Raw genomic sequence first — 25,743 nt, 5'->3', positions numbered from 1 at the left:
ATTACCGCGCGGGCGGGGCTTTTGTCCTGCACAAGCGCAGCGCAGCCAGCTACCAGCTGGAAAACGGCCGGGCGATCAGGTTCGAATTGAGGTAGCGCGGATCGTCCGTGACTTCCGCGGCCACCCAGTCCGGCTTGTCGAACGCCTGGTCTTCCGACGGCACTTCGATCTCCGCGACGACAAGCCCTGCGTTCACGCCCAGGAACTCGTCCACTTCCCACGTGAAGCCGGCATGCTCGATGCGCCGCCGGTACTTCTCGATGATCGGCTGCTCGCACAGGCGATCGAGGAACTCCTGCGCGTCCGCCAGCGGCAGCGGGTATTCCCATTCGCCGCGGGCGATGCCGACGGCCTTCGACTTGATCGTCATGAACGCCTCGTCGCCATAGATGCGCACCCGCACCACGCGCTCCGGGTGCGACGACAGGTAGCCCTGGCGGATCAGGACCGGCTCGCCCTGGGCCTTCCAGTCCTCGCCCTCGACGAGGAACTTGTGCTCGATCTCGACGCCCATGTCAGTCGTCCAGCGACAGCAGGATCGGCTGCAGGATCGCCGCGCCCAGGGCGGCGCTGCGGGCACCGTTCCAGCCCACTTGCGGCGCCGGCAGGTCGGCGTTGTCCTTGAACGGCATCTCCAGGGTCAGCGCCAGGCAGCCGAAGTGGTGTCCCACGTATTTCGACGCCAGCGTCAGCATGTCTTCCTTGTACTTGCTGATCGGGTAACCGACCTTGTCCTGGAAGTCCGGGCTGGCGTTCTTGTAGCGCTCGATGAAGGCCTTTTGCGCCGCCGCCTGCTCGGGCGTGAACTTTTCCAGCATCTCGTTGCCGGCCACGAAGTTGTACGGCAGCGCCTCGTCGCCGTGGATGTCGAAGAACATGTCGACACCGGTCGCGTGGATCTTCTCCTTCACGCACAGCACTTCGGGCGAGCGCTCCACGCTTGGCGTCATCCATTCGCGATTGAGGTTGGCACCGGCCGCATTCGTGCGCAGGTTGCCGCGCACGGAGCCGTCCGGATTCATGTTCGGCACGATGTGGAAGACGCAGCGCTGCAGCAGCTTGCGGGCGATCGGGTTGGCGTCGTCCAGCAGTGCATCGATCAGGCCTTCGACGAACCATTCCGCCATCGATTCGCCCGGGTGCTGGCGGGCGATGAACCAGATCTTCTTCTCTGCCTGCGGATCGCCGATGGTGACGAGGTTCATGTCGCGGCCGTCGACGCTGGACCCCAGGTCCGACACGCGCGCGATCGGGTTCTCGGCCACCTCGCCCAGCAGGCGCAGGTGACGTTCCCACGAGTACGGCTCGAAGTAGGCGTAGTAGACGCTGTCCAGGTCGGGCGTGTGGCGGATCGTCATGACCTGGCCGTCGAACGACGTCGGCACGCGGAACCAGTTTTCGCCATCGTAGCTGGCCACGGCGTTGTAGTCCTCGAAGCCCTTGGCATAGGTGGCCTGGCCCGCATTGGTGAAACGCAGCGCCAGCGCCTGCCCCCGCGCGCCCTGCACGCGGAAGTGGAACCACTGGTGGATGTCGGCATGCGAGTCGCTGCGCAGCTTCAGTTCGATGTTGGCGGCATCGCTCGCGTTCACCACCTCGATGGCGCCGGAGTCGAAGTTCTGGCTGATCTTGATCGTCATTGTTCTGGGTTCCTTCAAAACACAATGCGCTATTGTCCCCGGTTTATGACGATAACGCAAAATTGGGGACAGCCTCCGATTTCCAAAATTGCAATTCGGAGGCTGTCCCCAATTGGAGAGCCGGACTTTAATTGGAGGCTGTCCCCAATTGGGAGCACGTCTTGCCGTCAGTCGACGTTGCAACCGCAGGCCTTCAGCGCGGCGCGCACGTCGGCGCCGCGCAAAATTGCAAAATTGGGGACAGCCTCCAATTGCAATTCGGAGGCTGTCCCCAATTCGAGAGCCGGACTTAATTGGAGGCTGTCCCCAATTGGGAGTCCGTCTTGCCGTCAGTCAACATTGCGACCGCGGGCCTTCAGCGCGGCGCGCACGCCGGCGCCGTAGGCCGGGTCGGCCTTGTCGAAGTGGCCCAGCTGGCGCAGCACGATCTCGTCCGGCACTTGCGACAGCGGGCCGGCCAGGTTGGCGAACAGCGCCTGCTTCTCGTCCGCCGGCAGCAGCCGGAACAGGTTGCCGGCCTGCGTGTAGTCGTCCTCGACACCGCGGCCGTCGTAGCGGGCGGCCGGGCCGTTCAGGTTCAGCGCGGGTTCGCCATGGCCCAGCCCTTGCGGGTTGGTGCCGTTTGCCTCGACGGTCGCGTAGTTCTGGTCGGCGCCGCCGTTGGCCAGCGCCATCGCGCCGTCACGCTGCTGGTTGTGGAACGGGCAGCGCGGCGCATTCACCGGCAGGTGCTGGTGGTTCGTGCCGACCCGGTACAGCTGGGCATCGTGGTAGGCGAACAGGCGCGCCTGCAGCATCTTGTCCGGCGAGTAGCCCATGCCCGGCACGACGTTGGCCGGCGACAGCGCCGCCTGCTCCACTTCCGCATGGTAGTTGAGCGGGTTGCGGTTCAGTTCCAGCACGCCCACCTGCTGCAGCGGGAAGTCGCCGTGCGGCCACACCTTGGTCAGGTCGAACGGGTTCCAGCCGGTGCGCTGCTCCCAGGCCGCCAGTTCGCCTTCCGTGGCGGCCTGCACGTACACCGTCCAGCGTGGGAAATCGCCGCGGGCGATGGCGTCGAACAGGTCGCGCTGGGCGTAGTCCGGGTCTTCGCCGGCCAGGCGGACCGCGTCGGCCGCCGTCAGGTTCTTGATGCCCTGCTGCGTCTTGAAGTGCCATTTGACGTAGACGCGCTCGCCCGCATCGTTGATCAGGCTGAACGTATGACTGCCGAAGCCGTCCATGTGGCGGTAGCCGTCCGGCGTGCCGCGGCTGGAGAACAGCGTCGTCACCTGGTGCAGCGATTCGGGCGCGCGGCTCCAGAAGTCGAACATGGCCGTCGGCGACTTCAGGTTCGATTGCGCCAGGCGCTTCTGGGTGTGGATGAAGTCGGGGAACTTGATGCCGTCCTTGATGAAGAACACGGGCGTGTTGTTGCCCACCAGGTCCCAGTTGCCCTCTTCCGTGTAGAAGCGCACCGCGAAACCGCGCGGGTCGCGTTCCGTGTCGGCGCTGCCCTTCTCGCCCCCCACGGTGGAGAAGCGCAGGAACGTTTCCGTCTCCTTGCCGATGGCGGAGAACAGCTTCGCCTTGGTGTAGCGGCGGATGTCGTGCGTGACGGTGAACTTGCCATAGGCGCCCGACCCCTTGGCGTGGACGACGCGCTCCGGAATGCGCTCGCGATTGAAATGCTGCAGCTTCTCGATGAGGTGGAAGTCCTGCAACAGGAGCGGCCCGCGGGAGCCGGCGCTGGTGGAATTCTGGTTGTCGGCGACTGGGATGCCGGACGCGGTCGTGATCTGCTGGCTCATGGGGCTTGCTCCTCTGTGATGTGAACGTGAAGCAATTCTACGTTCGCATCGCAGATTGACAAAGCCAATTGATCCAATCACATCAATAGCTATTACCAATTGAAGAGGTGGCACTCATACCAGCCACAGACCTCCCGTGGCGAAATATGCATCCTGCACGGCCTGCTGCTCGACCCACGTGCCGATCAGCTCGGCCCGGCTGTGCGTCTGCAGGTAATCGACCCATCCCGCACTGCCGCCAACGGCCCCCTTGGCCAGGCCGGAGTTGGCGTACAGCGCCTGGACGAACGCGGCATCGCCCAGCGCGCCGTAGCGTCCCTGGAATTCGGCCGAGCCGGCGAAACCGGCGGCCATCTGTGCCGTCGTCACGTCCTGTGCGGCCCAGTAGGCAAAACCGCCCAGGTCCGCGGCGCGGTCGAGCACCGCCTGGTACAGCATGCCGACCGCCGTGAGCTTGGCCGCCGGTCCTTGCGTGAAACGCAGGTCGACGGTGCCGTCCGGTGAATTCGCCCAGCTCCATGCCGCGGATCGTGTCCGTGCCGCTGGCCGTGACGACGTGCACGGCGCCATCCGCGCCCAGCGTCACCCGGGCGTCTGCGCGCTTGACGTCGTACACGGCCGTATCGGTGCCGTCGCCGCCTGCCAGCACGTCGTTGCCGGCGCCGCCGGCCAGTCGGTCGTTGCCGCTGCCGGCAAACCAGTCGCCCTGCTGCGTCCCGCCTGTCACGCCGATCACGATGCCGGCCTTGTGCAGGGCGCGCGCCTCGTCGCTCAGCGCGAAGCCCGCCAGCACCTCGGCCCTGGTGGCGAACCGGCCGGCGGCGCCCTCGAGCTGCGCGGTCCAGTACGCAAGCCCTTCGGCATCGGGCTTGCGGCCCAGTACCTGCTCGTACATCTGCCGCACGAACGCACCATTGTCCAGCCGGTCCAGGCCCGTGTCGCGCCATTCCGCCGATGCCGTGAAGGCGCGGGCGATGGCCGCCACGTCGGCGCCGCCCTGCAGGTGGGCGTTCAAGCCCGCCAGGTCCGGCGCGCGGCCAGACGCCGCCTGGTACAGCAGCGCAAGCTCCGTCAGCGCCGTGCCGGATGCCGCGAGGAAGCCCAGCCCCGCGCCCGCGCGATCGAGTTCCGCCAGCGCGACCGCCTCCTGCTGGCCCGCGACAAGCGTGGCCGTTGCATGGCGCGCCGTCAGCAGGCCCTGGCTGTCCAGGGCGAAGCTCCACGTACCGCCGTCGTCGCGCCCGCCGTACAGGATGTCGTTGCCGCCCCCGCCCAGCAGCACGTCGGCGGCGGCGCCCCCGGCGCCGATCGTCAGCGGTACCGCGGCGCCGCCCGCCACCGGCGCCAGCGTGGCCGTCTGCACCGGCACGTTCGCTCCCAATCCGGCCACGAACGCCTGGCCGGCATTGGCCAGCGCCGGCGTGACCATGCGATGCGCCAGGTCGCGCAGCGCTTGCTCGTGTGTCAGCAAAGTCGTGGGGCCGCTCACCTCCAGGCCCGCGCCCACCGGCAGGCCGACGGTGATGTTCGCTTTCAACGTACCGGACCCCGCACCCAGCACGATATCGGCCAGGTCGCCCGGTGCGCGGCCTGCAGGCACCGACGGCACCGCGATGGTCCGCACCTCGAACCCGGTGGCCGGGTCGACGCTCGTGAGCGACAGCACGGGCACCCCGTCCATCGTCGCGTTCGTGGCAGGTGCTGGCGGCGCCGGCGGCGTCCCCGTCTGCACCGCGTAGGCATTCGACTGCGCTTGGCCGCTGCCCGCCGTGCCGTCGACACTCATGACGCCGCCCATGTCCAGCGTGACCGTATTCGACGCGGTCCAGGCGCCGGCGGCCGGCGTCAGCGTCGCCGTCCACGTGCGCCCGCCGTCCGCCGTGCCCAGCGCGGACAGCGTGCCGTGAGCCACCCTGAGGTCGGCAAGGTCCAGGCCCAGTACCGGCTGCGCGAAGGCGATCGTCACCGTCGTCGTCTCCCCCGCCGTCAGCGTGCTGTCGGCCACGGCAACCGTCGCGCTGGGCCGCACGCCCGCGTGGAACGCCAGCGCATTGGCGCTGGCCCCGACCGCATTGCCGGCCAGGTCCCGCACGGCGCCGCCCACGATGCCGATCGTGTAGTCGCCCAGCGCGCCGCCCACCCAGCCGCCGGCCGGGGCGTCCACCGTGCAGGTGACCGTGCCGCCGGCCACCGCATAGCCCGACACGTTCAGCACACCCTGCGCGCCGCGCACGGTGACGTTGCCGGTGCCGAAGGTGGCCGCATCCAGCCCGGCACCGCCATTGTCGTCGTAGGTGACGGCAAACGTGAAGCTGCCGTTCGGATTGACCAGGTCCGGACGCACGGGCCGCGCCGCTACCGGGGCCTCGCTGTCGACCGTGTACGCCTGCGCCCGGACCGGACCGTGGTTGCCGGCCAGGTCGCTGACGCGCACCTGCAGCGTGCCGCTGGCGGCAAGCGCCTGCCCGGCAAGCGACCATGCAGCACTGCCGATGACGTTGGTGGCGCCGCTCCAGCTGGTGCCGCCGTCCAGCGAGACCTCGACGACTTCGCCGGTGCCGGTGGCGCCGGACAGCGTGCCGGAAATCGTCTGGGTGCGCACGTTGGTGACGAAATCGGTGACGCTGGTGCCATTGTCCGCTTCCAGTGCCAGCCCGGTCACCGTGTGCGGTGGCGCCGTCGTGTCCAGCGTGTAGGGTGCCACGGCGGCCGCGCCCTGGTTGCCGTGTTCGTCCGCGACACGCAGGCGGATGGCGCCGCCCGCCGCCAGCGTGGCGCCGGTCCAGGCCAGCGCCGTGCCATCCACCATGGCCGTGATGTCGGCCCAGCTTTGGCCACCGTCCACGGACCCCAGCACGATGTCGCCGCTGTCCAGCGGGGCCGACAGCGTCGCGTGGATCGTCTGCGCGGCGCTGCCGGTAACCATGTCGGTCGTGTTCGCGCCGGTGTCGGCCGACAGGCGGATGGCGCCAATGGTGGCCATTGGCGCCGTGCGGTCCACCGTCAGCGACAACGCCGCGCTGGCGGCGCTGGCCAGCGCACCGTCGGCGGAGGTGACGATGGCGCGCACGTCGTAGGTCCCGCTGGCCAGGGCCGACGTGTCGACGTTCTCGACCCGCCAGCTGCCGTCGGCGACGATGGCCGTGCCGTTGGCCTAGCCCGCGTCGAAGGCACCGTCGCCGTCGATGTCGACGAATACGCGCACGCGGCTGCTGCTGTCGCCCGCGCCGCTGGTGCCCGTCAACGTCAGCGTGTTCGCGGCGGTAACGTTGTCGCCCTCGGTGGCGGTGTCGCTGCCCGGGTCCAGCGCCGGCATGCCAGGGGCCTGCGGCGCGACGTTGACGGTGATCGTCTTCTGGCTGACGGCCAGGCCATCCGAGACCTGGACCGTGAAGGTGTCGGTACCCACATAGCCAGCGTCGGGCCGGTAGGTCAGCGTGCCGCCCGGCGCGATGTCGGCACCGCCCGCGGCGGCGTTGACGTCCGCCATCACCAGCGTGCCATGGCTGGGGCCGCCCGCTTGGGTCCACGTCAGCGTCTGCCCGCTGTCGACGTCGGTGACGTGCAGCAGCCCGCCGAGATCGACAGCGTCACCGTTCTGCTCTACGGCCAGCGTGTTGCCGGAACCGCTGAAGCGGGGCACGAAGGTGATATTGGACAGCACGATGTCGTCCACGGCCGGCGCGAACGTCAGGTTCCGGTCCACCAGCGATATCTCGACCGACGACACGCCTTGCAGGACGGGACTGTAACTGTGGAAAGCCACCCCGCCCTGCCCGTCGACCGGCGCGGTGTCCACGCTGCCCTTGCTGGTCGTCAGCCGGAACTGCACGCCCGCCTGGCCCCACTGGTCCCACAGGTTCAGCGATGTCAGGTCGAAGATCCTGCCCGCGGCAAGCGACAAGGTCAGGCTCAGCGCAAAATTGCTGCCACCCTTGAACAGCGCGGCGCCGTGCAGTACCCCCACATCCAATGCCGATATAGGTGTGCTCGTCCGCTACGCCCCAGCCGCCCTGGTCGCCGGTCAGCTGCAGCGTATGGCGGTCGACGACCTGATAGACGATATTCGATAGCGTGTTGTCGGGATCGGGAGCGCTGGCGACGTTGCTGGAAAAATCGAAGGTGGTGGGCATTGCGGGTCCTGTGGATGGGTTGCGCGATTGTCGCGACGGCGGCTCGCCGGCACCGTCGTGACAAATTTTCTACGGGCAACATGATGCCAAGCCAATGATTTACGCTGGCTGTCTGGCAATATTTCCACAAGGACCTGCTGTTTACGGCCGCATCGAGCCAGCCTGGCGATAGCGCTCATGCCACGCCAGCGCTTCCTCCAGCACGTGCGGGGTCTGGCCGCCCCGCAGCAGTGCGCGCTCGTAGTAATCGCGCAGCGCGGCGCGGAAGACCGGGTGGGCGCAGCGCTCGATGATCAGCGGCGCCCGTTCGCGCGGGGCCAGGCCGCGCAGGTCCGCCAGGCCCCATTCGGTGACGAGGACGTCGACGTCGTGCTCCGTGTGGTCCACGTGCGCGACCATCGGCACGACGCTGGAGATGGCGCCATTCTTGGCTGCGGACTTGCTGACGAAGATGGCCAGCTCGCCGTTGCGGGCGAAGTCGCCCGAGCCACCGATCCCGTTCATCATGTGCGTGCCGCCCACGTGGGTGGAGTTGACGTTGCCGTAGATGTCGAACTCCAGGGCCGTGTTCAGGCCGATGATGCCGAGTCGGCGCACGAGCTCCGGATGGTTGCTGATCTCCTGCGGACGCAGCACGATGCGGTCGCGGTAGCGTTCGAGGTTGGCGAGGAACGCCTCGTGCACGGGTGCGGACAAGGTGATCGACGACGCCGACGCCAGCGCCAGCTGGCCGCCGTCGAGCAGCGCGATGGCCGAATCCTGCAGCACCTCCGAATACATCGTCAGGTCCCGGAACGACGACTGCGCGAGACCATGCAGCACGGCGTTGGCGATGCTGCCGATGCCGGCTTGCAGCGGCAGCAGGCGTGGCGTCATGCGCCCGGCCGCCACCTCCCCTTCCAGGAACGCGATCACGTGGCGGGCGATGGCATCCGTCTCGCCATCGGGCGGCAGCACGTTGGACGGGCTGTCGGGACTATCGGTGATGACGATGGCCGCGATGCGGGCCGGATCCACCTGGATCGCGGTGGTGCCGATGCGCTCGCCCGGCGCCGTCAGCGGGATCGGCGTGCGATCGGGGCGTGGACGCGGCAGGTAGATGTCGTGCAGCCCTTCCAGCGCCAGCGGCGCGGCCAGGTTCAGCTCGACGATGACCTGCTTCGCGCCCTGCACGAAGCTGGCACTGTTCCCGACGGCCATCGTCGGCACGATGCCGCCGTCGGCGCGGATGGCCACCGCCTCGATGACGGCGATGTCGATGGCGGGCAGCGCGCCGCTGCGCAGCTGCTCGGCCGTCTCGGACAGGTGCTGGTCGATGAACAGGACCTCGCCCGCATTGATCTTGCGGCGCAAGGTGGCGTCGGCCTGGAACGGCAGGCGCCGCGCGACGACGCCGGTATTGGCCATCAGCCCGTCGCTGTCGTTGCCCAGCGAGGCGCCCGTGATCAGGGTCAGGCCCAGCGGCTCGCTGCGTGAGCGCTCGACCAGCGCGCGCGGCAGCGCCTTGGCATCGCCGGCACGGGTGAAGCCGCTCATGCCGACCGTCATGGCCGGTGCAAAGAGGCGCGCGGCGGCGGCGGCGGACATCACGCGCTCCACCAGCTCGGGGCGGCGGATGCGGTGGGCATACAAGGCGTGATTCATGCTGTGCTCCTGGCTCGATGACGGCACAGTATAGGATCGCCCCTTCATGGATAATATGACTAATCTTCCCACCAGCCATTCGTAAAATTCATGGATATCCGATCGCTGCGCTACTTCGTCGAGACGGCCCGCCTGTCCAGTTTCACGCAGGCCGCCGAGCAGTTGCACGTGACTCAATCGACGATCAGCAAGATGGTGCACCAGCTCGAGCAGGAACTGGGCACGCCGCTGCTTGACCGCGACGGCCGCCGCCTGACGCTGACCGACACGGGCCGCGTCGTCTACCAGCGCGGCCAGGAAATGCTGGCGACGATGCGCACGCTGGCCGACGAGGTGCGCGACATCCAGGCCACCCGGCGCGGCACGCTGACGATCGGCATCCCGCCCATGATCAACCTGCTGTTCACGCCCGTGCTGAAGGCGTTCCGGGAACGTCATCCGGACATTGCGCTGCAACTGCGCGAGGAAACCGGCCAGCAGGTGGAAAAACTGGTGGCGGCCGGCGAACTGGAACTGGGCATGACGGTGCTGCCGGCCGATTCCGGGCTGGCGCTGCGCACCCTGCCCGTGGCGGCCAGCCCGATCTGGGCGCTCGCCGCCACTGGCACCTTCCAGGCCCAGCGCCGCACGCTCAAGCTGGCGGCGCTGGCGGACCTGCCGCTGGTACTGCTGACGGACGACTTCGCGCTGGCCCGCTCGTTGCGCCGCGCCTTTGCCGCGGCCGGCATCGCGCCGCGCGTGGTGGCGCAAAGCGGGCAATGGGACTGGCTGGTGGAGATGGCGTCGGCCGGCATCGGAGTCGCCTTGCTGCCGGAGCCGTTCGTCACCCGGCTGGCGGAAGACCGGGTCCAGGCCGTGCGCATCGTCGAACCGGCGCTGGAGTGGCAGGTGGCGCACGTGTGGAATGGCCGCTACTTGTCGTACGCCGCACGGGCGTGGCTGGAGGTCTGCGGCGAGGTGCTGGGCTAGCGGCCCGCCGTCAGCGTGTCTCGGTCCGGCATGCGGCCGGTGCGCAGCGCATGCGCCCAATCGGGCGCGCCGTGCCGTTCGGCCAGCGCGGCGGCGCCGTCCCAGTCGTAGACGACAGCGATGTGCGAGACGCTCCACGCGGTGCCGCTGCGCTCGACCAGCGCATAACGCGCATGCGGCGTGCTGTTTTCCATCCGGTGCGGCCACGGCTCGGGATCGTCGTAGGCCTGCAGGCCCACGCTGCCGGGATTGACGACCAGGCGGCCGTCGTCGAGGCGCAGTGCGCGCGGCACGTGCGTGTGCCCGCACAGCAGCAGGCCGGCGCGCGCATCGCCGGCACGCTCCAGTACTTCGGCATGCGTGGCCGGGCGCATGCCGGCCGGCGTCACCGTTTCCAGCCAGCCGGTCAGGTCGGACGTGGGCGTGCCGTGCACCAGCAATACGTCGTCGCCCAGTCGCAAGGTCGCCGGCAATGTCGCCATCCAGGCGCGCTGCGCAGGCGTCACACGTTCGCTGGCGAAGCGGTCGGAGGCGCCCATCCGTGCGGGCGCGTGCGTCAGCACCTGGCGTTCGTGGTTGCCGGCCACGGTAGGCAGGTCCAGCGCCATCAGCCGCTCGGCCGTGGCGCACGGCTGCAGGGGGCCGGACAGCAGGTCGCCCAGGTTGACGACGACGTCGGCGCCGCGCCGGGCGATATCGGCCAGCACGGCGTCCAGTGCCGCCAGGTTGCCGTGGATGTCGGAGATCGCCGCGATTCGCATGGTGGCAGTATAACGCCGGTCACAGGTAGGCCAGCAGGCGCCCGCAGGCGATGACGCCCACCCACAGGAGCAGCGACAGCAGCGCATGCGTCCGCGCCGGCCAGGGCACGCTCGTCGTCCAGCCGGGGGCATGGCGCCACACCCCCAAGTGAAAGATGGCCGCGTTGGCGCCGGCCGCCAGCAGCAACGTCATCTTCAGCAGGAAGGCCGGATTGGTCAGGAAGTCGCGCGGCTGGGTGGCGAACATCAGAAAGCCGGCGGGCACGATCAGCAGCAGGCTGCCCACCGCCCAGGGCAACAGGTGCGCGGCCAGCGCCTGCACGGGCAATGCACGGCCGCAGCCCAGCAGGCGCAGGTCGAACAGCGCCACCGCCCCGACCAGCACGGCAAAGCCGACGATATGACAGATCTCGACAATCGGGTACAGCCACGGGTCGGCGCGCATCGCCTGCGCGACGGTCGTCGCGGCCAGCCAGGCCGTCCAGTCCATCAACGCAGTTCGGTGGTCTTGTCGCCGACGGTAATGCGCTCGGCACGCAGCTCATCGAGCTTGCTGCGGTGAGGATAGCCATACACGGTGACCTTGGCGCCGGCGACAAGCGCCTCCTTCGACAGGCCCCGGCCTTCCATGCGCGAGGGCGGCGCCAGCACGACGTGCCAGCGCTTGTCGGCCGACTGCAGCAGCACGTAGCCGTGCGGCTGCGTATAACCGCTTTCGACGATGGTGCCCGCCAGGTTGAGGGGTTTGGCGGCGTCGTATTCGCTCCAGCCGTGGTGGGCTGAAACAGGAGTCGCCAGCGCGGCGGTGAGCAACGCGGTGGCGCTGAGGGATGCGGTGGAACGGTGCATGGAACCTCCCTGCAATGGGACGGCGGTGGGACTGCAAGTTTGCTGCAATGCCTGCACGCGCGCCGGTGATGTCACCGGCGCGTCACAACAATGAACTACGCTTCCGTAAAGCGCTTGCTGCGGCCGCCGGCGGACCGTACGCGCTCAGCGGGGATTGCGGCGCCGCTCGCGCTGCCGGTGCATCTGCGGCGAACACAGCACACGCAGTGCCGTCAGGCGCGGCACGCCAGCCAGCTGCATGTACTCGAGTGCCGGGTGGACCCCATCCGTGTTCGCAATCCGAAGTGCCTCGTCCACGCGCGCCGCCGTGAAACCGTCAGCGCGCGCCCTGGTCTTGCCGCGTTCCGCCATGATTCGAACCTCTACTGCTTCAGAACCGCTCACGTTATCAAAACCGCACGCGAGTGGGCGCACGGTTGCGATGCCTGTGGGCGCGCCCGGACGTTGTCTGGGGCGCTCTTCCAGCTAACGCGCCGGGTACCGGAAACGATGACGCCCCGCGCCGCTACCGCGAGTTGCCGCGGCAGCCCCGGCGCCGGGCGGATCAGGCCTTGCGCCGCCGTGCGACGACACCGGCCAGTGCCAGGCCGCTCAGCAGCATTGCGTACGTGGCCGGTTCGGGGACCGGTGCGATCTGGACTGTCATGACGACGTCGCTGACCTGGATCCCGGCCGTGGCAGGGTATTCGACGCCCCAGCAGTGATCGGTGCATGGCGTATCGATATAGCCGCGGGCCAAGACGCTCAGGGAGGTGTCGAAACGGACAACCGAGCGTCCCTGGATGGCTTGCGCGACCGTATCGCTAAATTCCTGGTGGCCGGCGATATCGCTGCCGCCGATCCTATAGCCGGCAGTCGCGCCGTTGACGTACCAGCGGAAATCGAAAGTGTTGCGCGCGTAGGGCTGCCACTCGGCCGGCACGTCCGCCGGCGCGGACGTTGCGTCGAGCACGCCGTACGCCTTGCCGCTGATCGTCAGCGCAGTGATCCGGTAACCGTCGCGTACGTCGAACTGCAGCGACGTCGAGGCGGCGTCACCGTTGCCGTACTCGCCACTCCATTGCTCGCTGGTTACTTGCCACAAGCCCGGGGACATGAGGTTCGTCATCGACAGCGTCAAGGTGCCACCGTTGTCCGACAGGACTTCCATGCCGAATCTGGCATCGGAATACAGCATGTCGATCTGCAGATTGGTTGCCGTCACGCTGGTCGCGGCCTGCACGCCACCTGCCGCGCACACCGCGCCAGCCGTGACCAGTCCGATCAAGAGTTGCTTCATGAAATTCCCCTTTTTTAAGAAAAAAATTACCTTATCGCCTGCCGCGCAACGATATCAGTTCCACAACGTCGCAAATCTCACTGATCGTAACAATCGGACAATTTTTCGCGCGATGGCGGCTACGCCGACGCCGGGCGATCGGGGCGGCGCGTAGAATAGGGAGTTTTGAGGCAGCAGAATGAAAACGACGGATCTCGCCAAGAACGACGCCAAGAAGCTCATGGGCAAAATGGCCGCGCCCGGCAGCACGGCGTTCGGCAGTACAGCTGTACCCGCCGTCGACAAGCGCGAGCAGCGCAAGCGCGACCAGGCCCTCGGCCTCGTGCCGTTTGCCGTCAAGCTCAACAGCGAACTTGTAAAGCAACTGCAGGTGCTGGCTGCCGAGAACGGCGGAGATATGAATGCCACCGTGGCCGAGGTGCTGGCGCGGGGGTTGGCGGCCCAGGAAAGCGGAAGCGGCGCTTGATGCGCGGCTGAAAACAAAAAAGCCAATCCGAGGATTGGCTTTTTTGTCGATTCTTTGGTCGGGGCGAGAGGATTCGAACCTCCGACCCCTTGCACCCCATGCAAGTACGCTACCAGGCTGCGCTACGCCCCGACGAGTTGCGGATTATAGCAGAGGGGTTTGAGTTTTTGCTATGGTCTTTTGCACAAAAGCAGGGGCTGACGCGGCGCGCCGCGCAAGCGCTAGAATGGCCCGATGACGACCGACCGACCATTGTCCCCTGCCCTGCTCGACCGCGCGGCCGACCTGATCGCCCAGGCCGACGGCCTGGTGGTGGCGGCCGGCGCCGGCATGGGCGTCGATTCGGGCCTGCCGGACTTTCGCGGCGACGCCGGCTTCTGGCGCGCCTATCCCGCCCTCGGGCGCGCGCGGCTGGCGTTCACCAGCGTCGCCTCCCCCGCCACGTTCGAGCGTGATCCTGCGCTGGCGTGGGGCTTCTACGGCCACCGGCTGGCGCTGTACCGCGCCACCGTGCCGCACGAGGGGTTTGCGCTGCTGCGCGCGTGGGGCGAACGGATGTCGCATGGCTGCCATGTCTTCACCAGCAATGTCGACGGCCAGTTCCAGCGCGCCGGCTTCGATGCGCAGCGCGTCCACGAGTGCCACGGCTCGATTCATCATTTACAGTGCCTCGAAGCCTGCACGCCCGCGATCTGGCCGGCGGACGGCTTCGTGCCGGACGTCGATGCCGCTGCGTGCCGGCTGCGCAACCAGCCGCCCGCATGTCCGCACTGCGGCGGCCGGGCGCGGCCGAACATCCTGATGTTCGGCGACTGGGGCTGGGTGCAGGAGCGCAGCGCGCGCCAGGCGGCGCGCCTGCAGGCGTGGCTGCGGCAGGTGCGGCGGCCCGTCGTCATCGAACTGGGTGCCGGGACGGCCGTACCGTCGGTGCGGTACTTCAGCCAGCAGGTCGTGCATGGCGGCGGACGGCTGGTGCGGATCAATCCGCGCGAGTGGGAAGTCGCCGGCAGCCGCGATGTCGGGCTGGCGGCGGGTGCGCTGGCAGGGCTGCGGGCCATCGCGGCCCGCATGCGCGATCAGACGTAACGCACCGCCAGGTCCGTCAGGCCGTCGACATGGCCGCTCAGCAGCTGGCCGCGTTGCACGGCGCCCACGCCTTCCGGCGTCCCCGTGAAAATCAGGTCGCCCGGCTGCAGTGTGAACAAGGTGGACAGGTTGGCGATCGTCTCGGCGATCGACCAGATCATGTCGTCGGTGCGCCCTTCCTGCTTCGTCGCGCCGTCCACCTGCAGGCGGATTGCCGCCTGGTCGATCCCTGCCACCTGGGCGGCCGGATGCAGCACGCCGACGGGCGCCGAATGATCGAAGGCCTTGCCGATCTCCCATGGCCGGCCGGCGTCCTTCATCTGGCCCTGCAGGTCGCGCCGGGTCATGTCGAAGCCGACCGCGTAGCCGAAGACATGTCCGGGCGCATCGTCAACGGCGATATTGGCACCGCCCTTGCCGATGGCGACGACCAGCTCGCACTCGTGGTGGAAGTTGGCCGTGCGGGGCGGGAACGGCAGCTCGGCCGTGGTGCCGGCCGCCACCGCGACGACACCGTCGGCGTCGCCCGGTTTGCTGAAGAAGAACGGCGGTTCGCGCTGCGGGTCCGAACCCATTTCGCGGGCGTGGCCCGCGTAGTTGCGGCCCACGCAGTAGACGCGGCGGACGGGGAAACGGGCGTCGGTGCCGGCGACGAACAGCGCGGCGGCCCGGTGTGGCGGGAAGACGTAATCGGTCATGGTGGTGGCAGGGCGTCAGGTATCGGTATCAGGAAAACAGCAGCGCCTTCATCGCCACCTGCACGGAGGCGGTCAGCGCGGCCTGGTCGATGTCCGGGTTGTGCTGCGCACGCGCGCTCAAGCCCTGGAACACCGTGATGATAGCGTCCATCCGGCCTTCGAGCAGGGCGTCGTCCACCGGCAGGCCGTGGCGCTCGCGCCCGGCCTTCAACAGCGGCCTGAATATGGCCCGGGTGCGGCGGTCGGCGTCGTACACGACGGCGGCGACGGTCGGGTTGCGCGACGCTTCCGCCGTGATCTCCAGCGGCAGGCGCCAGACGTCGCGGTCGATGTGCTCGGCGACGCTTTTCGGCACGTCGTCCAGCAACGCCTGCAGCACGTCGCCGCGCGCTTCCAGGTCGCGCAGCAGCGCCGACACGCGTTCGACGTTTTCCTCGACAAAGGCGGCGATGATGGCGTCCTTGCCGTCGAAGTAGTTGTAGATGTGGCCCGCGCTCATGCCCGCGGCCTTGGAAATCTCGGCCATGCTGGCCCCGTGGAAGCCGCTGCGGCTGAAACATGCCGCGGCCGCGTCCAGCACCTGGCGGCGCCGGTTGCGGGCGCGTTCGGGGTCGGGATGGCGCTTTTCTGGTGTGGTCATACTGTCTGGTTCCGATTCTCTCGGCCGTAACTGTGGGCACGCGGCCCCGGTTTGTCAAACGGACGGCACCGGCCTGTCCGGCTGATGCTATTATTTCTACTGCAGTCCCGCCTTCGCCAACTGTCGTCTTTTTCAGGAAAGTACATGGCTACCCGGACCACCCCTTCCCGTACCATCGAAATGCGGCCGGTGGAACAGGCCGACCAGCGCTTCTTGGAGCAGCTGTACGCCAGCACGCGCGGCACGGACCAGCGCATGGACGGTTGCGACGCCCGCACCGAGGCGCTCCTCGTGGCGCTGCAGTACCGGGCCCGCCAGGCGCAACTGCGCACGGTGTACCCATACGGCGACATCGCCGTCATCCTCGAACGCGACCGCCCGATCGGCAGCCTGTACGTCAACTACGGTCCCGACGAGATCCGGATTCTCGACATGAGCCTGCTGCCCGAATACCGCAACCGCGGCATCGGGCTGGGCCTGTTGCGCAGCCTGCAGGCCCAGGGCGTGCGCATGCGCGTGCCCGTGCGGCTGGACCTGCTGCTGAGCAGCCCGGCCTACCGGCTGTTCCAGCGCTGCGGCTTCGTGCTGCGCGGGGCGAACGGCATGCACAACAGCCTGGAGTGGATGCCGCCGCTGCTTACTTGAACACCCCTGGTGTCAGGCACCGGTGTTTCGCCGGTGTTTCCACCCCTTACTGCCACCCGCCCCCAAGCACCTTGTACAGCGTCACCTGGTTGGTTGCCTTGGCCAGCCGCGCGCTGATGAGCCCCTGCTGCGCCGCGTACAGGTTGCGCTGCGACGTCAGCGACGTCTGGTACGCATCGGCGCCCTTCTGGTAACGCGCCTCGTAGATGCGGTAGCTCCTGGCCGAAGCCTCGGCCAACGCCGTCTGCGATGCCACGCGTTCGTCGAGCGTGCCGCGCTGGGCCAGCGCATCGGCCACTTCGCGGAATGCCGACTGGATCGCCTTGTCATACTGAGCCAGCGCGATGTCGCGGTCGGCCTTGGCGATATCGAGGTTGGCCTGGTTGGCGCCGGCCGTGAAGATCGGCAGCGTCACCTGCGGAATAAAGCTCCACGCCCCCGAACCGGCCTTGAAGAGGCCCGACAGCGCGCTGCTGGCGCTGCCCGCCGATGCCGTCAGCGAGATGCGGGGGAAGAAGGCGGCACGGGCCGCACCGATGTTGGCGTTCGCCGCCTGCAAGGTGCGCTCGGCGGACAGCACGTCCGGGCGGCGCTGCAACACGTCCGACGGCACGCCCGCCGGCAGGTCCGCCAGCTGCGTCGCCGCCGTCAGGCCGCCTTGCGGCAGCAGTTCGGCCGGCACGGATGCGCCGGCCAGCAGCGCCAGGGCGTTGCGGTCCGCCGCCACCTGCGCCGTATAGACAGCCATGTCGTTGCGGGCCGATTCCACGCTTTGCTGCGCCTCGTACATGTCCAGGGCCGACGTGGCGCCCGCGGCGAAGCGCCGGCGGCTCAGCTCATAGCTGATCTGCTGGTTCTTCAGCGTGTCCTGCGCCAGGCGCAGGCGTTCCTGGTCCGCCGCCAGCGTCAGCCAGGCGTTGGCCACTTCGGCCACGAGGCTGATCTGCTGGGCGCGGCGCGCTTCCTGCGTGCCCAGGTACTGCTGCAGGCCCGCTTCCGACAGGTTCTTCACGCGGCCGAACAGGTCCAGCTCGAACGCGGAGATGCCCAGGTTGGCGCTGTACTGGCGCGTGATATAGCCATCGCCGTTGGGGCTCAGGTTGTCCGGCACGCGTTGCGCCGTCTGGCCCACCGCCGCGTTCACCTGCGGCAGTTGCGCCGCACGCGTCACGCCATACTGGGCGCGGGCCCGCTCGATGTTCAGCACCGACACGCGCAGGTCGCGGTTGTTGTCCAGCGCCAGCTGCACCAGCTGGCGCAGTTTCTCGTCGCCGATGAATTCGCGCCAGCCGATGGCGGCAGCGTCGCGCGCCTCCGTCGGCCGCGCGGCCGGCTGGTAGGCGTCGCCTTGCGGCCAGACCGGCGTGACGGGCGCCTGGGGGCGCTCGTACACGGGCGCCAGGCTGCAGCCGGCCAGCAGTGCGGCGACTGCCGCGGTAATGAGGGACTTGTTCATATCAGTGTGCTTCCTTAACGATTGCATCCGTGCCCGGCGCCGGCTTGGCGGCGCGGCTGGCGAACCAGCTGCGCACCAGCACGAAGAACACGGGCACGAAGAAGATGCCGAGGAACGTCGCCGTCAGCATCCCGCCCAACACGCCCACGCCGATGGCGTTCTGGCTGCCGGAACCGGCGCCGCTCGCCACCGCCAGCGGCAGCACGCCCAGGCCGAACGCGATCGACGTCATCAGGATCGGCCGCAGGCGCAGCTTGACCGCCTCCAGGGTCGCTTCGCGCAGGTCGCGGCCCGCTTCCTGCAGCTCCTTGGCGAACTCCACGATCAGGATCGCGTTCTTGGCCGACAGGCCGACCACCGTCAACAGGCCCACCTGGAAGTAGACGTCGTTCGACAGGTGCAAGCCCCACGTCGCCAGCACGGTACCGATGACGCCCAGCGGCACCACCAGCAGCACCGAGAACGGCACCGACCAGCTTTCATACAGCGCGGCCAGGCACAGGAACACGATCAGGATCGAGATGGCGTACAGCGACGTCGTCTGCGAACCCGACTCGCGCTCTTCCACCGACAGGCCGGTCCACTCGTAGCCGATGCCAGGCGGCAGCTGCGCCACCATCTTCTCCACTTCGGCCATCGCCACGCCGGACGACACGCCCGGTGCCGGGCTGCCCTGCACGTTGACCGACGACAGGCCGTTGTAGCGTTCCAGGCGCGGCGAAGCATAGATCCACTCGCCATGGGCAAACGCGGAGAACGGCACCATGTCGCCGGACGCATTGCGCACGAACCACTTGTTCAGGTCTTCCGGCACCATGCGTGCGTCGGCCTGGCCCTGCATGAACACCTTCTTCACGCGGCCGCGGTCGATGAAGTCGTTGACGTAGGCCGAGCCCCAGCCCACCGACAGCACCCGGTTCACGTCCGCCACGCTCAAGCCCAATGCGGTGGCCTTCTGCTGGTCGACGGTGATCTTGTACTGCGGCGTATCTTCCTGGCCGTTCGGGCGCACGCCCACCAGCGCCTTGTTCTGCGCGGCCATGCCCAGGAGCTGGTTACGAGCCGCCATCAGCGCCTCGTGGCCCACGCCGCCCTGGTCCTGCAACTGCAGGTCGAAGCCGGAAGCGTTACCCAGTTCCAGCACGGCCGGCGGGGCGAACGCGAACACCATCGCATCGCGCAGCTGCATGAACGAACCCATGGCGCGGCCGACGATGGCACCGACGCGGTTTTCCTTGCCGCCGCGTTCGGACCAGTCCTTCAGCTTGACGAACGCGATACCCGTATTCTGGCCATTGCCGCCGAACGAGAAGCCGGCGACGGCAAACACGGAAGCCACGTTGGCCTTCTCGTTCTGCAGGAAGTGCTGCTCGACCTTCTCGATGGTCTTCAGCGTACGCTCCTGCGTGGCGCCGGTCGGCAGCTGGATCTGCGAGAACAGCACGCCCTGGTCCTCTTCCGGCAGGAAGGAAGTCGGCAGGCGCATGAACACCAGCGCCAGCACGGCCAGCAGCACGGCATAGACGATCATCGAACGGCCGCTGCGGCGGATCATGTTGCCGACCCAGCCCTGGTACTTGTCGGTACCGGCCTCGAAGGTGCGGTTGAACCAGCCGAAGAAGCCGCGGTTCGTCATGTGGTGGCCCTTCTCCACCGGCTTCAGGAACGTGGCGCACAGCGCCGGCGTGAAGATCATCGCCACCAGCACGGACAGCACCATGGCCGACACGATCGTGATCGAGAACTGGCGGTAGATGACGCCCGTAGAGCCGCCAAAGAACGCCATCGGCACGAACACGGCGGACAGCACCAGCGCGATACCCACCAGCGCGCCCGAGATCTGGCCCATCGATTTCTTGGTCGCCTCCTTCGGCGACAGGCCCTCTTCCGTCATGACGCGCTCGACGTTCTCCACCACGACGATCGCATCGTCGACCAGCAGGCCGATGGCCAGCACCATCGCGAACATCGTCAGCGTGTTGATCGAATAGCCCAGCGTGGACAGGATCGCGAAGGTCCCCAGCAGCACGACCGGCACGGCCATCGTCGGGATCAGGGTGGCGCGGAAGTTCTGCAGGAACAGGTACATGACGAGGAACACCAGCACGATGGCCTCGGCCAGCGTCTTGACCACTTCCTCGATGGACAGCTCGACGAATGGCGTCGTGTCGAACGCGACGACGGCCTTCATCCCTTGCGGGAACAGCTTGCCCATCTCGTCGATGCGCTGCTTGACCGCTTCGGCGGTATCGAGCGCGTTGGCGCCCGTCGCCAGCTTGATGGCGATACCGGCGGCCGGCTTGCCGTTGAAGCGGGCGACGGTGTTGTAGTTCTCGCGGCCCAGTTCCATCTTCGCCACGTCGCGCAAGTGCACGGTGGCGCCGCTCTCCATCGTCTTCAGCAGGATCGCGCCGAACTGCTCGGCGGTCTGCAGGCGGCTCTGCGCCGTCACCGTGGCGTTCAGTTGCTGGCCCGGGATGGCGGGCGCGCCGCCCAGCTCACCGGCGGAGACTTCGGCGTTCTGCGCCTGCACGGCCGTGATCACGTCCGCCGGCGTCAGCTGGAAGCTTTGCAGCTTGGTCGGGTCGAGCCAGATGCGCATCGCGTACTGGGAACCGAACAGCGTGACGTCGCCGACGCCCTGTACGCGCGACAGCGGATCGACCACGTTGGCCGCCACGTAGTCGCCCAGGTCGGCGTTGTTCATGCTGCCGTCTTCCGACACGAAGCCCAGCACCATCAGGAAGTTCTTGGTGGCTTTCGACACCACGAGGCCCTGCTGCGTGACGGCGGTCGGCAGCAGCGGCGTGGCCAGCTGCAGCTTGTTCTGCACCTGCACTTGTGCGATGTCCGGGTTGGTGCCGCTCTTGAAGGTCAGCGTGATGCTGATGCCGCCGGTGGAGTCGGACGACGACGCCATGTAGCGCAGCCCGTCGATGCCCTTCATCTTCTGTTCGATGACCTGCGTCACCGCGTCCTCGACGGTCTTGGCCGAGGCGCCCGGGTAGGAGCCTGAAATCGAGATCGACGGCGGGGCGATGCTGGGGTACTGCGCGATCGGCAGTGCCATGATCGAGAGGATCCCCCGAGCATGATCACGATCGCGACCACCCATGCGAAGATGGGCCGGTCAATGAAAAATCTTGCCATGAATTCTGCTCCTGCTTAGTGTGCCGATTAGTGCGCCGCTGGCTGGGCAGCCGGCTTGGCGGACGCGGTGGCGGCTGGGTTGGCCGCAGCCACGGTCGCCGGGGCGCCTGGCTTGACCTTCTGCACGCCCTCGACGATGACGCGGTCACCGGCGGCCAGGCCGGCCGTGACCAGCCACTTGTCACCCATGGTGCCGGCCGTGCGCAGCACGCGCTGTTCGACGATGCCCTGGCCGTTCAGTACCAGCGCGGTCGCCTCGCCTTTCGGGTTGCGCGTCACGCCCTGCTGCGGCACGGCGATGGCCTTCTCGTCGATGCCGTTTTCCACCACGGCGCGCACGAACATACCCGGCAACAGGTCCTGCTTCGGGTTCGGGAACAGCGCGCGCAACGTCACGTTGCCGGTGGCCGGGTCGACGCTGGCGTCGGCGAACTGCAGCTTGCCCGGCTGGGCGTAGGTGCTGCCGTCGGCCAGCTTCAAGGTGACCTTGGCCTGCTCGCCGGCCTTCTTGACGCCGCCCGATTCCAGCTGGCGCTTCAGGCGCATCAACTCTTCGCTCGACTGCGTCACGTCCACGTAGATCGGATCGAGCTGCTGCACGGTCGTCATGGCCGCGGCCTGGCCGGCCGTCACCAGCGCGCCCGGGGTCACGGTCGAGCGACCGATGCGCCCGGAAATCGGCGCCGACACCTTGGTGTATTCGACATTGATGCGTGCCGTCTCCAGCGCGGCCTGGGCCGACTCCACGTCGGCCTTGGCCTGGGCGTTGGCGGCGACCGCGTCTTCATAGTCCTGGCGGCTGACGCCTTCGATCTCGACCAGCTCCTTGTAGCGGGCCACTTTCGGGCCGGACGTCAGCAGGTTGGCTTTCGCACGCGCCAGCGTGGCCTTGGCCTGGTTGTAGGTGGCCTGGTAGGTGGCGGGGTCGATCTGGTACAGCGGCGTACCGGCCTTGACGTCGGCGCCTTCCGTGAACAGGCGCTTCTGCACGATGCCGCCGACCTGCGGGCGCACTTCGGCAACCTGGTAGGCCGACGTGCGGCCCGGCAGTTCCGTCACGACGGGCAGCGCCTGCGGCGTCACCGTGTACACGCCGACCTGGGGCGGCGGCATCTTGCCGCCGGCGCCGGGACCGGCCGCCTGCTTGTTGGTGTCGCAGCCGGCGGTCAGCGCCGCCGCGCATGCGAGGAAAAGGATGCCGGCCGACCGCAGCGGCGGGCTGGAGAGCGTGTTCTTCATACGGTCACTTTCGTTCGAGAAGGGTCGTGCTTGATAGAATGAACGATCATTCTAATACAAATCGGAAACTTATGCACTTACTGACCGTGCGGTTATTAAGATGGCTTTCGGGAAACGTTGATGGCCTGACGCTGTCGGCTGCGCATCGCGAATCGGGGACAGCCTCCTATTTCCTCGCGCCGTGACAATTGGGGACAGCCTCCAATTTCTCCCGCCGGGAGATGCACGGTTCGGAGAATTCGGAGGCTGTCCCTGATTTGCGTGCGGATGTGCGGGATCAGCGGAGGCTGTCCCTGATTGGCGACCCGCTGCTGCGAATCGGGGACAGCCTCCCATTGCCGAATCGGGGACAGCCTCCGATTTCCCCCCGGAGAATTCGGAGGCTGTCCCCAATTGCGCGGAGGCTGTCCCCAATTGCGGTTTTGGCGACGCGCACGTAAAAAAGCCTCCCGGGCCAGGCGGCGCGGGAGGCTTTGGCGGGAGCCGCTTGGCTCAGGTGGCAGGCACCGGTGCGAAGTAGCTGGTCACGCTTTGCAGGTAGACGCTGGAGGTGTCGGCGTAGGCAGAGTCGATGCCCAGGTACACCCAGATCTTGCCCTCGCCGTCCGCCTTGACGGTCGGGCCTGCGACGTTGCGGTACAGCTTGGGCGCGTACTGCTGCGGCAGGCTGCAGCCGCCGCCGTTGCCGATGTTGCCCAGCACGACTGAAGTCGCGCCGGCAGCGCCGTTGTTGCCCTTGTCCAGGCTGAACTTGACGGTGCCGTTCTCCGTGACTGCTTTCGGTTCCGTCGGCGCCGCGCCGGCGACGGTCCACACGGATTCCCCTGGCGTCGCCCCGGCGCCCAGGCAGCCCGTCGGCGCGATGCTCAACAGGTTGACGGTAAACGTCACTGTGTAGCTGGTGTTGGCCACGAATCCCGTCAGCTGCTTCTTCAGGTAGACAAACGTGTCGCTGCTGTTGTTGCGGGCGCTGACGAACAAAGCCTTGCTGCCGGCCGGATAACCCAGGCCCAACTGGTCGGTCGCACGCTGCTCGACCACGACGCCGGACGGTGCCGTTGCCGTGGTGTAGTCGCTCGACTCGGACGCCCAGCCATCGACGTCGCGCGTGAAGTCCGTGGTGAACTGGCGTGCGAAGGCGTTGCTCGACGCGCCGGTCGGCGTGCCGGCAGGATCGTCGTCGTCGTCGCCGCCACAGGCGGCCAGCAGGGCAAGGATTGCAGCGGAGAGTGCGGTTTTCCAGTGTCGGTTCATCGTTGGTCGTCCTTCGGTCGTTGGCGCAGGGCGCCTGATGGAAAAGCGGCTATGTTAACAAGTTAGCCAGCGCTCGGGTGAACTTATCGTCCACATATTATTAACCAACTTTCTATTATCCGCACCTGTTCAAAAAAGTTATTTCCAGCTGCCGCGCAGCGCGGCCACCTCGCGCTGCAGCAGTTCCGGCGTCGCTTCCGTAGGCGCCACCGGCGTGCCGACAGCCAGCGCAAGGCGCGAACGCAGGCCCTTGCGGAAGGCGCGCTCCAGCAGGTTGTCGTCGCTGCGGCTCAGCAGGTGGCCCCACAGGCCGCGCAACGCCATCGGGATCACGGGTACGTGCGAGCGCTCGACGATCTTGGCGATGCCGCCCTTGAATTCGTTGATCTCGCCCGTCGTCGTCAGCCGCCCTTCGGGGAAGATGCAGACCAGCTCCCCTCGTGCAGCGCCTGGGCGATATCGACATAGGCCTTCTCCAGCAACCACGGGTCTTCCTTGGCCGGCGCGATCGGGATCGCCTTGGCGGTGCGGAAGATCCAGCCCAGCAGGGGCGTCTTGAAGATGCGGTGGTCCATCACGAAGCGGATCGGGCGCGGGCTGGCGGCCATGATGACGACGGCGTCGACGTAGCTGACGTGGTTGCAGACGAGGACCGCGGCGCCGTGCTCCGGAATGCGGCCCTTCTCGATCACCTTGACCTTGTGCACCGTGTGGATCAGCAGCCAGGCCAGGAAACGCATCAGGAACTCCGGCACCAGCGAGAAGATGTACAGGGCCACCAGCGCGTTCAGGATGGCCGTCGCCAGGAACAGCTCGGGGATGGTCAGGCCCTGGCCCAGCAGCACGATCGCGACGCCGGCCGCGGCCACCATGAACAGCGCGTTCAGGATGTTCATGCCGGCGATGGTGCGCGACAGGTGGCGCGGATCGCAGCGCAGCTGGATCAGGGCGAACAACGGCACGATGAAGAAGCCGCCGAAGACGCCGATCATGACGACGTCGAACACGATGCGCCAGCTGCCCTGCTGCGCCAGCATGCCGAAGGCATCCACCGTGGCCGTATTGGTATAGCCCTGGCTGGCGAAATACAGGTCGATGCCGAACAGCGACAGGCCGATGGAGCCGAACGGCACGAGGCCGATCTCCACCTTGTGGCCGGACAGGCGCTCGCACAGCAGCGAGCCCACGCCGATCCCCAGCGAGAACACGGTCAGCAGCAGCACGAACACGCTGTGGTCGCCATGCAGGTACGTCATCGCGTAAACGGGGAACTGGGCCAGCACCATGGCGCCGTAGAACCAGAACCAGGAGTTGCCCAGCATCGACAGGAACACGGTGCGGTTGCCCGCCGAGTGGCGCAGGTTGCGGAAGGTTTCGGCGACGGGATTCCAGGCGACCTTGAGGTCCGGCGCCGGCGCCGGCGTGACGGGAATGCGGTAGCTGGCGACGAGTCCCAGCACCGCGAAGCCCACGGTGCCCGCCGCCACGAACGTGATGCCAAGGCCCTGGTGCATGACGATGACGTCGCCGCACACCTGGCCAAGCAGGATGCCGACGAAGGTGCCCATCTCGACGACCCCGTTGCCGCCCGTGAGCTCCTCCGGGCGCAGCTGCTGCGGCAGGTAGGCGTACTTGACGGGGCCGAACAGCGTGGAGTGCGTCCCCATGGCGAAGACCGAGAAGATCAGGAGCCACAGGTTGTGCGTCATCCAGCCCAGCGCGGCGATGCCCATGATGGCGATCTCCAGCCACTTGACGAAGCGTACCAGCGACGACTTCTCGAACTTTTCCGCGACCTGGCCGGCGGTGGCCGAAAACAGCACGTACGGCAGGATGAACAAGCCCGGGATCAGGTTCGTCACCAGCGACGGCGACAGCGTCGTCCAGCTGGCCGCGTCGAACGTCAGCACGACGATCAGCGCCGTCTTGAACAGGTTGTCGTTGAAGGCCCCGAGGAACTGGGTCCAGAAGAAGGGTGCGAAACGGCGCTGCGTCAGCAGCGAAAACTGGCTCGCCTGGCTCATGTGGGTACGGTCAAGGTTGA

General features: G+C 67.5%; 21 protein-coding genes, 1 tRNA gene and 3 pseudogenes. 5 read left to right on the top strand and 20 right to left on the bottom strand.

All coding sequences use genetic code 11. From position 1 onward, the window contains the following. Positions 1 to 49: 49 nt before the first annotated feature. The 7 genes and pseudogenes from PX653_RS01340 to scpC form a co-directional block, all read right to left on the bottom strand. A complete protein-coding gene (locus PX653_RS01340) occupies positions 50 to 514 on the bottom strand; it encodes a CYTH domain-containing protein (protein ID WP_277416164.1) in 465 nt (154 codons plus the stop codon). 1 nt (position 515) lies between these two features. Next, positions 516 to 1,640, bottom strand: a complete 1,125-nt coding sequence (locus tag PX653_RS01335; RefSeq protein WP_277416163.1) for a M14 family metallopeptidase — start codon at positions 1,638 to 1,640, stop codon at positions 516 to 518. 329 nt (positions 1,641 to 1,969) lie between these two features. Further along, positions 1,970 to 3,430, bottom strand: a complete 1,461-nt coding sequence (locus PX653_RS01330; protein WP_277416162.1) for a catalase — start codon at positions 3,428 to 3,430, stop codon at positions 1,970 to 1,972. Between the two features lie 114 nt (positions 3,431 to 3,544). Continuing rightward, a complete protein-coding gene (locus PX653_RS28290; RefSeq protein ID WP_371876455.1) occupies positions 3,545 to 3,868 on the bottom strand; it encodes a DUF4214 domain-containing protein in 324 nt (107 codons plus the stop codon). Between the two features lie 190 nt (positions 3,869 to 4,058). Then, a pseudogene (locus PX653_RS01325) lies at positions 4,059 to 6,239 on the bottom strand (Ig-like domain-containing protein); the annotation flags it as partial. A 345-nt stretch (positions 6,240 to 6,584) separates the two neighbouring features. Then, entirely contained in the window at positions 6,585 to 7,397 is an 813-nt protein-coding gene (locus PX653_RS01320) for an Ig-like domain-containing protein (protein ID WP_277416160.1), read from the bottom strand. A 307-nt stretch (positions 7,398 to 7,704) separates the two neighbouring features. Then, on the bottom strand, positions 7,705 to 9,195 hold the full coding sequence (gene scpC, locus PX653_RS01315) for a succinyl-CoA:acetate CoA-transferase ScpC (protein WP_277418488.1): 1,491 nt from the start codon (positions 9,193 to 9,195) through the stop codon (positions 7,705 to 7,707). Between the two features lie 102 nt (positions 9,196 to 9,297). On the opposite strand from scpC, the gene PX653_RS01310 reads away from it, so the two are divergent. Next, positions 9,298 to 10,176 (top strand): LysR substrate-binding domain-containing protein, encoded by an 879-nt coding sequence (locus PX653_RS01310; protein WP_277416159.1) that lies wholly within the window; start codon positions 9,298 to 9,300, stop codon positions 10,174 to 10,176. Here the strand turns inward: PX653_RS01310 and PX653_RS01305 are convergent. The 5 genes from PX653_RS01305 to PX653_RS01285 all read right to left on the bottom strand — a co-directional run bounded on the left by PX653_RS01305 (position 10,173) and on the right by PX653_RS01285 (position 13,065). Further along, positions 10,173 to 10,937 carry a metallophosphoesterase family protein gene (locus PX653_RS01305; RefSeq protein WP_277416158.1) on the bottom strand — a complete coding sequence of 255 codons (765 nt, stop codon included), beginning with the start codon at positions 10,935 to 10,937 and terminating at the stop codon, positions 10,173 to 10,175. The two genes, PX653_RS01310 and PX653_RS01305, sit on opposite strands and share 4 nt — an antisense overlap. Before the next feature lie 19 nt (positions 10,938 to 10,956). Then, positions 10,957 to 11,427 carry a DUF6644 family protein gene (locus tag PX653_RS01300; RefSeq protein WP_277416157.1) on the bottom strand — a complete coding sequence of 157 codons (471 nt, stop codon included), beginning with the start codon at positions 11,425 to 11,427 and terminating at the stop codon, positions 10,957 to 10,959. Further along, a complete protein-coding gene (locus tag PX653_RS01295; RefSeq protein ID WP_277416156.1) occupies positions 11,427 to 11,786 on the bottom strand; it encodes a DUF6152 family protein in 360 nt (119 codons plus the stop codon). Before PX653_RS01295 ends, PX653_RS01300 begins: the two co-directional genes overlap by 1 nt. Positions 11,787 to 11,930: 144 nt before the next feature. Continuing rightward, positions 11,931 to 12,137 (bottom strand): hypothetical protein, encoded by a 207-nt coding sequence (locus PX653_RS01290; RefSeq protein ID WP_277416155.1) that lies wholly within the window; start codon positions 12,135 to 12,137, stop codon positions 11,931 to 11,933. Positions 12,138 to 12,330: 193 nt separating this feature from the next. Beyond that, on the bottom strand, positions 12,331 to 13,065 hold the full coding sequence (locus PX653_RS01285; RefSeq protein WP_277416154.1) for a PEP-CTERM sorting domain-containing protein: 735 nt from the start codon (positions 13,063 to 13,065) through the stop codon (positions 12,331 to 12,333). Between PX653_RS01285 and PX653_RS01280 the strand changes: the two genes are divergently transcribed. Next, the gene (locus tag PX653_RS01280; RefSeq protein WP_277416153.1) at positions 13,064 to 13,219 is read left to right on the top strand and encodes a hypothetical protein; all 156 of its coding nucleotides are present in this window, start codon (positions 13,064 to 13,066) and stop codon (positions 13,217 to 13,219) included. The genes PX653_RS01285 and PX653_RS01280 overlap by 2 nt on opposite strands. Positions 13,220 to 13,243: 24 nt before the next feature. Further along, positions 13,244 to 13,531, top strand: a complete 288-nt coding sequence (locus tag PX653_RS01275) for a hypothetical protein (protein WP_277416152.1) — start codon at positions 13,244 to 13,246, stop codon at positions 13,529 to 13,531. Positions 13,532 to 13,586: 55 nt separating this feature from the next. On the opposite strand, the gene PX653_RS01270 is transcribed toward PX653_RS01275, so the two are convergent. Next, positions 13,587 to 13,663: transfer RNA gene (locus PX653_RS01270), tRNA-Pro, on the bottom strand. A gap of 102 nt (positions 13,664 to 13,765) precedes the next feature. Between PX653_RS01270 and PX653_RS01265 the strand changes: the two genes are divergently transcribed. Continuing rightward, positions 13,766 to 14,617: an SIR2 family NAD-dependent protein deacylase gene (locus PX653_RS01265; RefSeq protein WP_277416151.1), complete on the top strand. Its 852-nt coding sequence runs from the start codon at positions 13,766 to 13,768 to the stop codon at positions 14,615 to 14,617. Here PX653_RS01265 and PX653_RS01260 read toward each other — a convergent pair. Further along, entirely contained in the window at positions 14,608 to 15,315 is a 708-nt protein-coding gene (locus tag PX653_RS01260) for a fumarylacetoacetate hydrolase family protein (RefSeq protein ID WP_277416150.1), read from the bottom strand. The genes PX653_RS01265 and PX653_RS01260 overlap by 10 nt on opposite strands. A gap of 28 nt (positions 15,316 to 15,343) precedes the next feature. Then, the gene (locus PX653_RS01255; protein ID WP_277416149.1) at positions 15,344 to 15,955 is read right to left on the bottom strand and encodes a TetR/AcrR family transcriptional regulator; all 612 of its coding nucleotides are present in this window, start codon (positions 15,953 to 15,955) and stop codon (positions 15,344 to 15,346) included. A gap of 144 nt (positions 15,956 to 16,099) precedes the next feature. Here PX653_RS01255 and PX653_RS01250 point away from each other — a divergent pair, with 144 nt between their 5' ends. Continuing rightward, a complete protein-coding gene (locus tag PX653_RS01250; protein ID WP_277416148.1) occupies positions 16,100 to 16,600 on the top strand; it encodes a GNAT family N-acetyltransferase in 501 nt (166 codons plus the stop codon). Positions 16,601 to 16,646: 46 nt separating this feature from the next. On the opposite strand, the gene adeC is transcribed toward PX653_RS01250, so the two are convergent. The 5 genes and pseudogenes from adeC to PX653_RS01225 form a co-directional block, all read right to left on the bottom strand. After that, positions 16,647 to 18,056, bottom strand: a complete 1,410-nt coding sequence (gene adeC / locus PX653_RS01245) for an AdeC/AdeK/OprM family multidrug efflux complex outer membrane factor (RefSeq protein WP_277416147.1) — start codon at positions 18,054 to 18,056, stop codon at positions 16,647 to 16,649. 1 nt (position 18,057) lies between these two features. Further along, positions 18,058 to 21,206, bottom strand: a pseudogene (locus PX653_RS01240) (efflux RND transporter permease subunit). Between the two features lie 27 nt (positions 21,207 to 21,233). After that, complete coding sequence (locus PX653_RS01235) at positions 21,234 to 22,445, bottom strand: efflux RND transporter periplasmic adaptor subunit (protein ID WP_277416146.1); 1,212 nt, start codon at positions 22,443 to 22,445, stop codon at positions 21,234 to 21,236. A 492-nt stretch (positions 22,446 to 22,937) separates the two neighbouring features. Beyond that, a complete protein-coding gene (locus PX653_RS01230; protein WP_277416145.1) occupies positions 22,938 to 23,699 on the bottom strand; it encodes a hypothetical protein in 762 nt (253 codons plus the stop codon). A 138-nt stretch (positions 23,700 to 23,837) separates the two neighbouring features. Further along, a pseudogene (locus tag PX653_RS01225) lies at positions 23,838 to 25,723 on the bottom strand (MFS transporter). Positions 25,724 to 25,743 lie beyond the last annotated feature (20 nt).

Source organism: Pseudoduganella chitinolytica, from assembly GCF_029028125.1.
In the GTDB taxonomy this organism is placed as follows: domain Bacteria; phylum Pseudomonadota; class Gammaproteobacteria; order Burkholderiales; family Burkholderiaceae_D; genus Rugamonas; species Rugamonas chitinolytica.
This window is presented reverse-complemented; position numbering and strand designations above follow the sequence as displayed.

Bases quoted from the DNA above. Each gene is read 5' to 3' on its own strand.
- PX653_RS01340 (WP_277416164.1), bottom strand. From the start codon at position 514: ATGGGCGTCGAGATCGAGCACAAGTTCCTCGTCGAGGGCGAGGACTGG.
- PX653_RS01335 (WP_277416163.1), bottom strand. From the start codon at position 1,640: ATGACGATCAAGATCAGCCAGAACTTCGACTCCGGCGCCATCGAGGTG.
- PX653_RS01330 (WP_277416162.1), bottom strand. From the start codon at position 3,430: ATGAGCCAGCAGATCACGACCGCGTCCGGCATCCCAGTCGCCGACAAC.
- PX653_RS28290 (WP_371876455.1), bottom strand. From the start codon at position 3,868: ATGCTGTACCAGGCGGTGCTCGACCGCGCCGCGGACCTGGGCGGTTTT.
- PX653_RS01310 (WP_277416159.1), top strand. From the start codon at position 9,298: ATGGATATCCGATCGCTGCGCTACTTCGTCGAGACGGCCCGCCTGTCC.
- PX653_RS01305 (WP_277416158.1), bottom strand. From the start codon at position 10,937: ATGCGAATCGCGGCGATCTCCGACATCCACGGCAACCTGGCGGCACTG.
- PX653_RS01300 (WP_277416157.1), bottom strand. From the start codon at position 11,427: ATGGACTGGACGGCCTGGCTGGCCGCGACGACCGTCGCGCAGGCGATG.
- PX653_RS01295 (WP_277416156.1), bottom strand. From the start codon at position 11,786: ATGCACCGTTCCACCGCATCCCTCAGCGCCACCGCGTTGCTCACCGCC.
- PX653_RS01290 (WP_277416155.1), bottom strand. From the start codon at position 12,137: ATGGCGGAACGCGGCAAGACCAGGGCGCGCGCTGACGGTTTCACGGCG.
- PX653_RS01280 (WP_277416153.1), top strand. From the start codon at position 13,064: ATGAAATTCCCCTTTTTTAAGAAAAAAATTACCTTATCGCCTGCCGCG.
- PX653_RS01285 (WP_277416154.1), bottom strand. From the start codon at position 13,065: ATGAAGCAACTCTTGATCGGACTGGTCACGGCTGGCGCGGTGTGCGCG.
- PX653_RS01275 (WP_277416152.1), top strand. From the start codon at position 13,244: ATGAAAACGACGGATCTCGCCAAGAACGACGCCAAGAAGCTCATGGGC.
- PX653_RS01265 (WP_277416151.1), top strand. From the start codon at position 13,766: ATGACGACCGACCGACCATTGTCCCCTGCCCTGCTCGACCGCGCGGCC.
- PX653_RS01260 (WP_277416150.1), bottom strand. From the start codon at position 15,315: ATGACCGATTACGTCTTCCCGCCACACCGGGCCGCCGCGCTGTTCGTC.
- PX653_RS01255 (WP_277416149.1), bottom strand. From the start codon at position 15,955: ATGACCACACCAGAAAAGCGCCATCCCGACCCCGAACGCGCCCGCAAC.
- PX653_RS01250 (WP_277416148.1), top strand. From the start codon at position 16,100: ATGGCTACCCGGACCACCCCTTCCCGTACCATCGAAATGCGGCCGGTG.
- adeC (WP_277416147.1), bottom strand. From the start codon at position 18,056: ATGAACAAGTCCCTCATTACCGCGGCAGTCGCCGCACTGCTGGCCGGC.
- PX653_RS01235 (WP_277416146.1), bottom strand. From the start codon at position 22,445: ATGAAGAACACGCTCTCCAGCCCGCCGCTGCGGTCGGCCGGCATCCTT.
- PX653_RS01230 (WP_277416145.1), bottom strand. From the start codon at position 23,699: ATGAACCGACACTGGAAAACCGCACTCTCCGCTGCAATCCTTGCCCTG.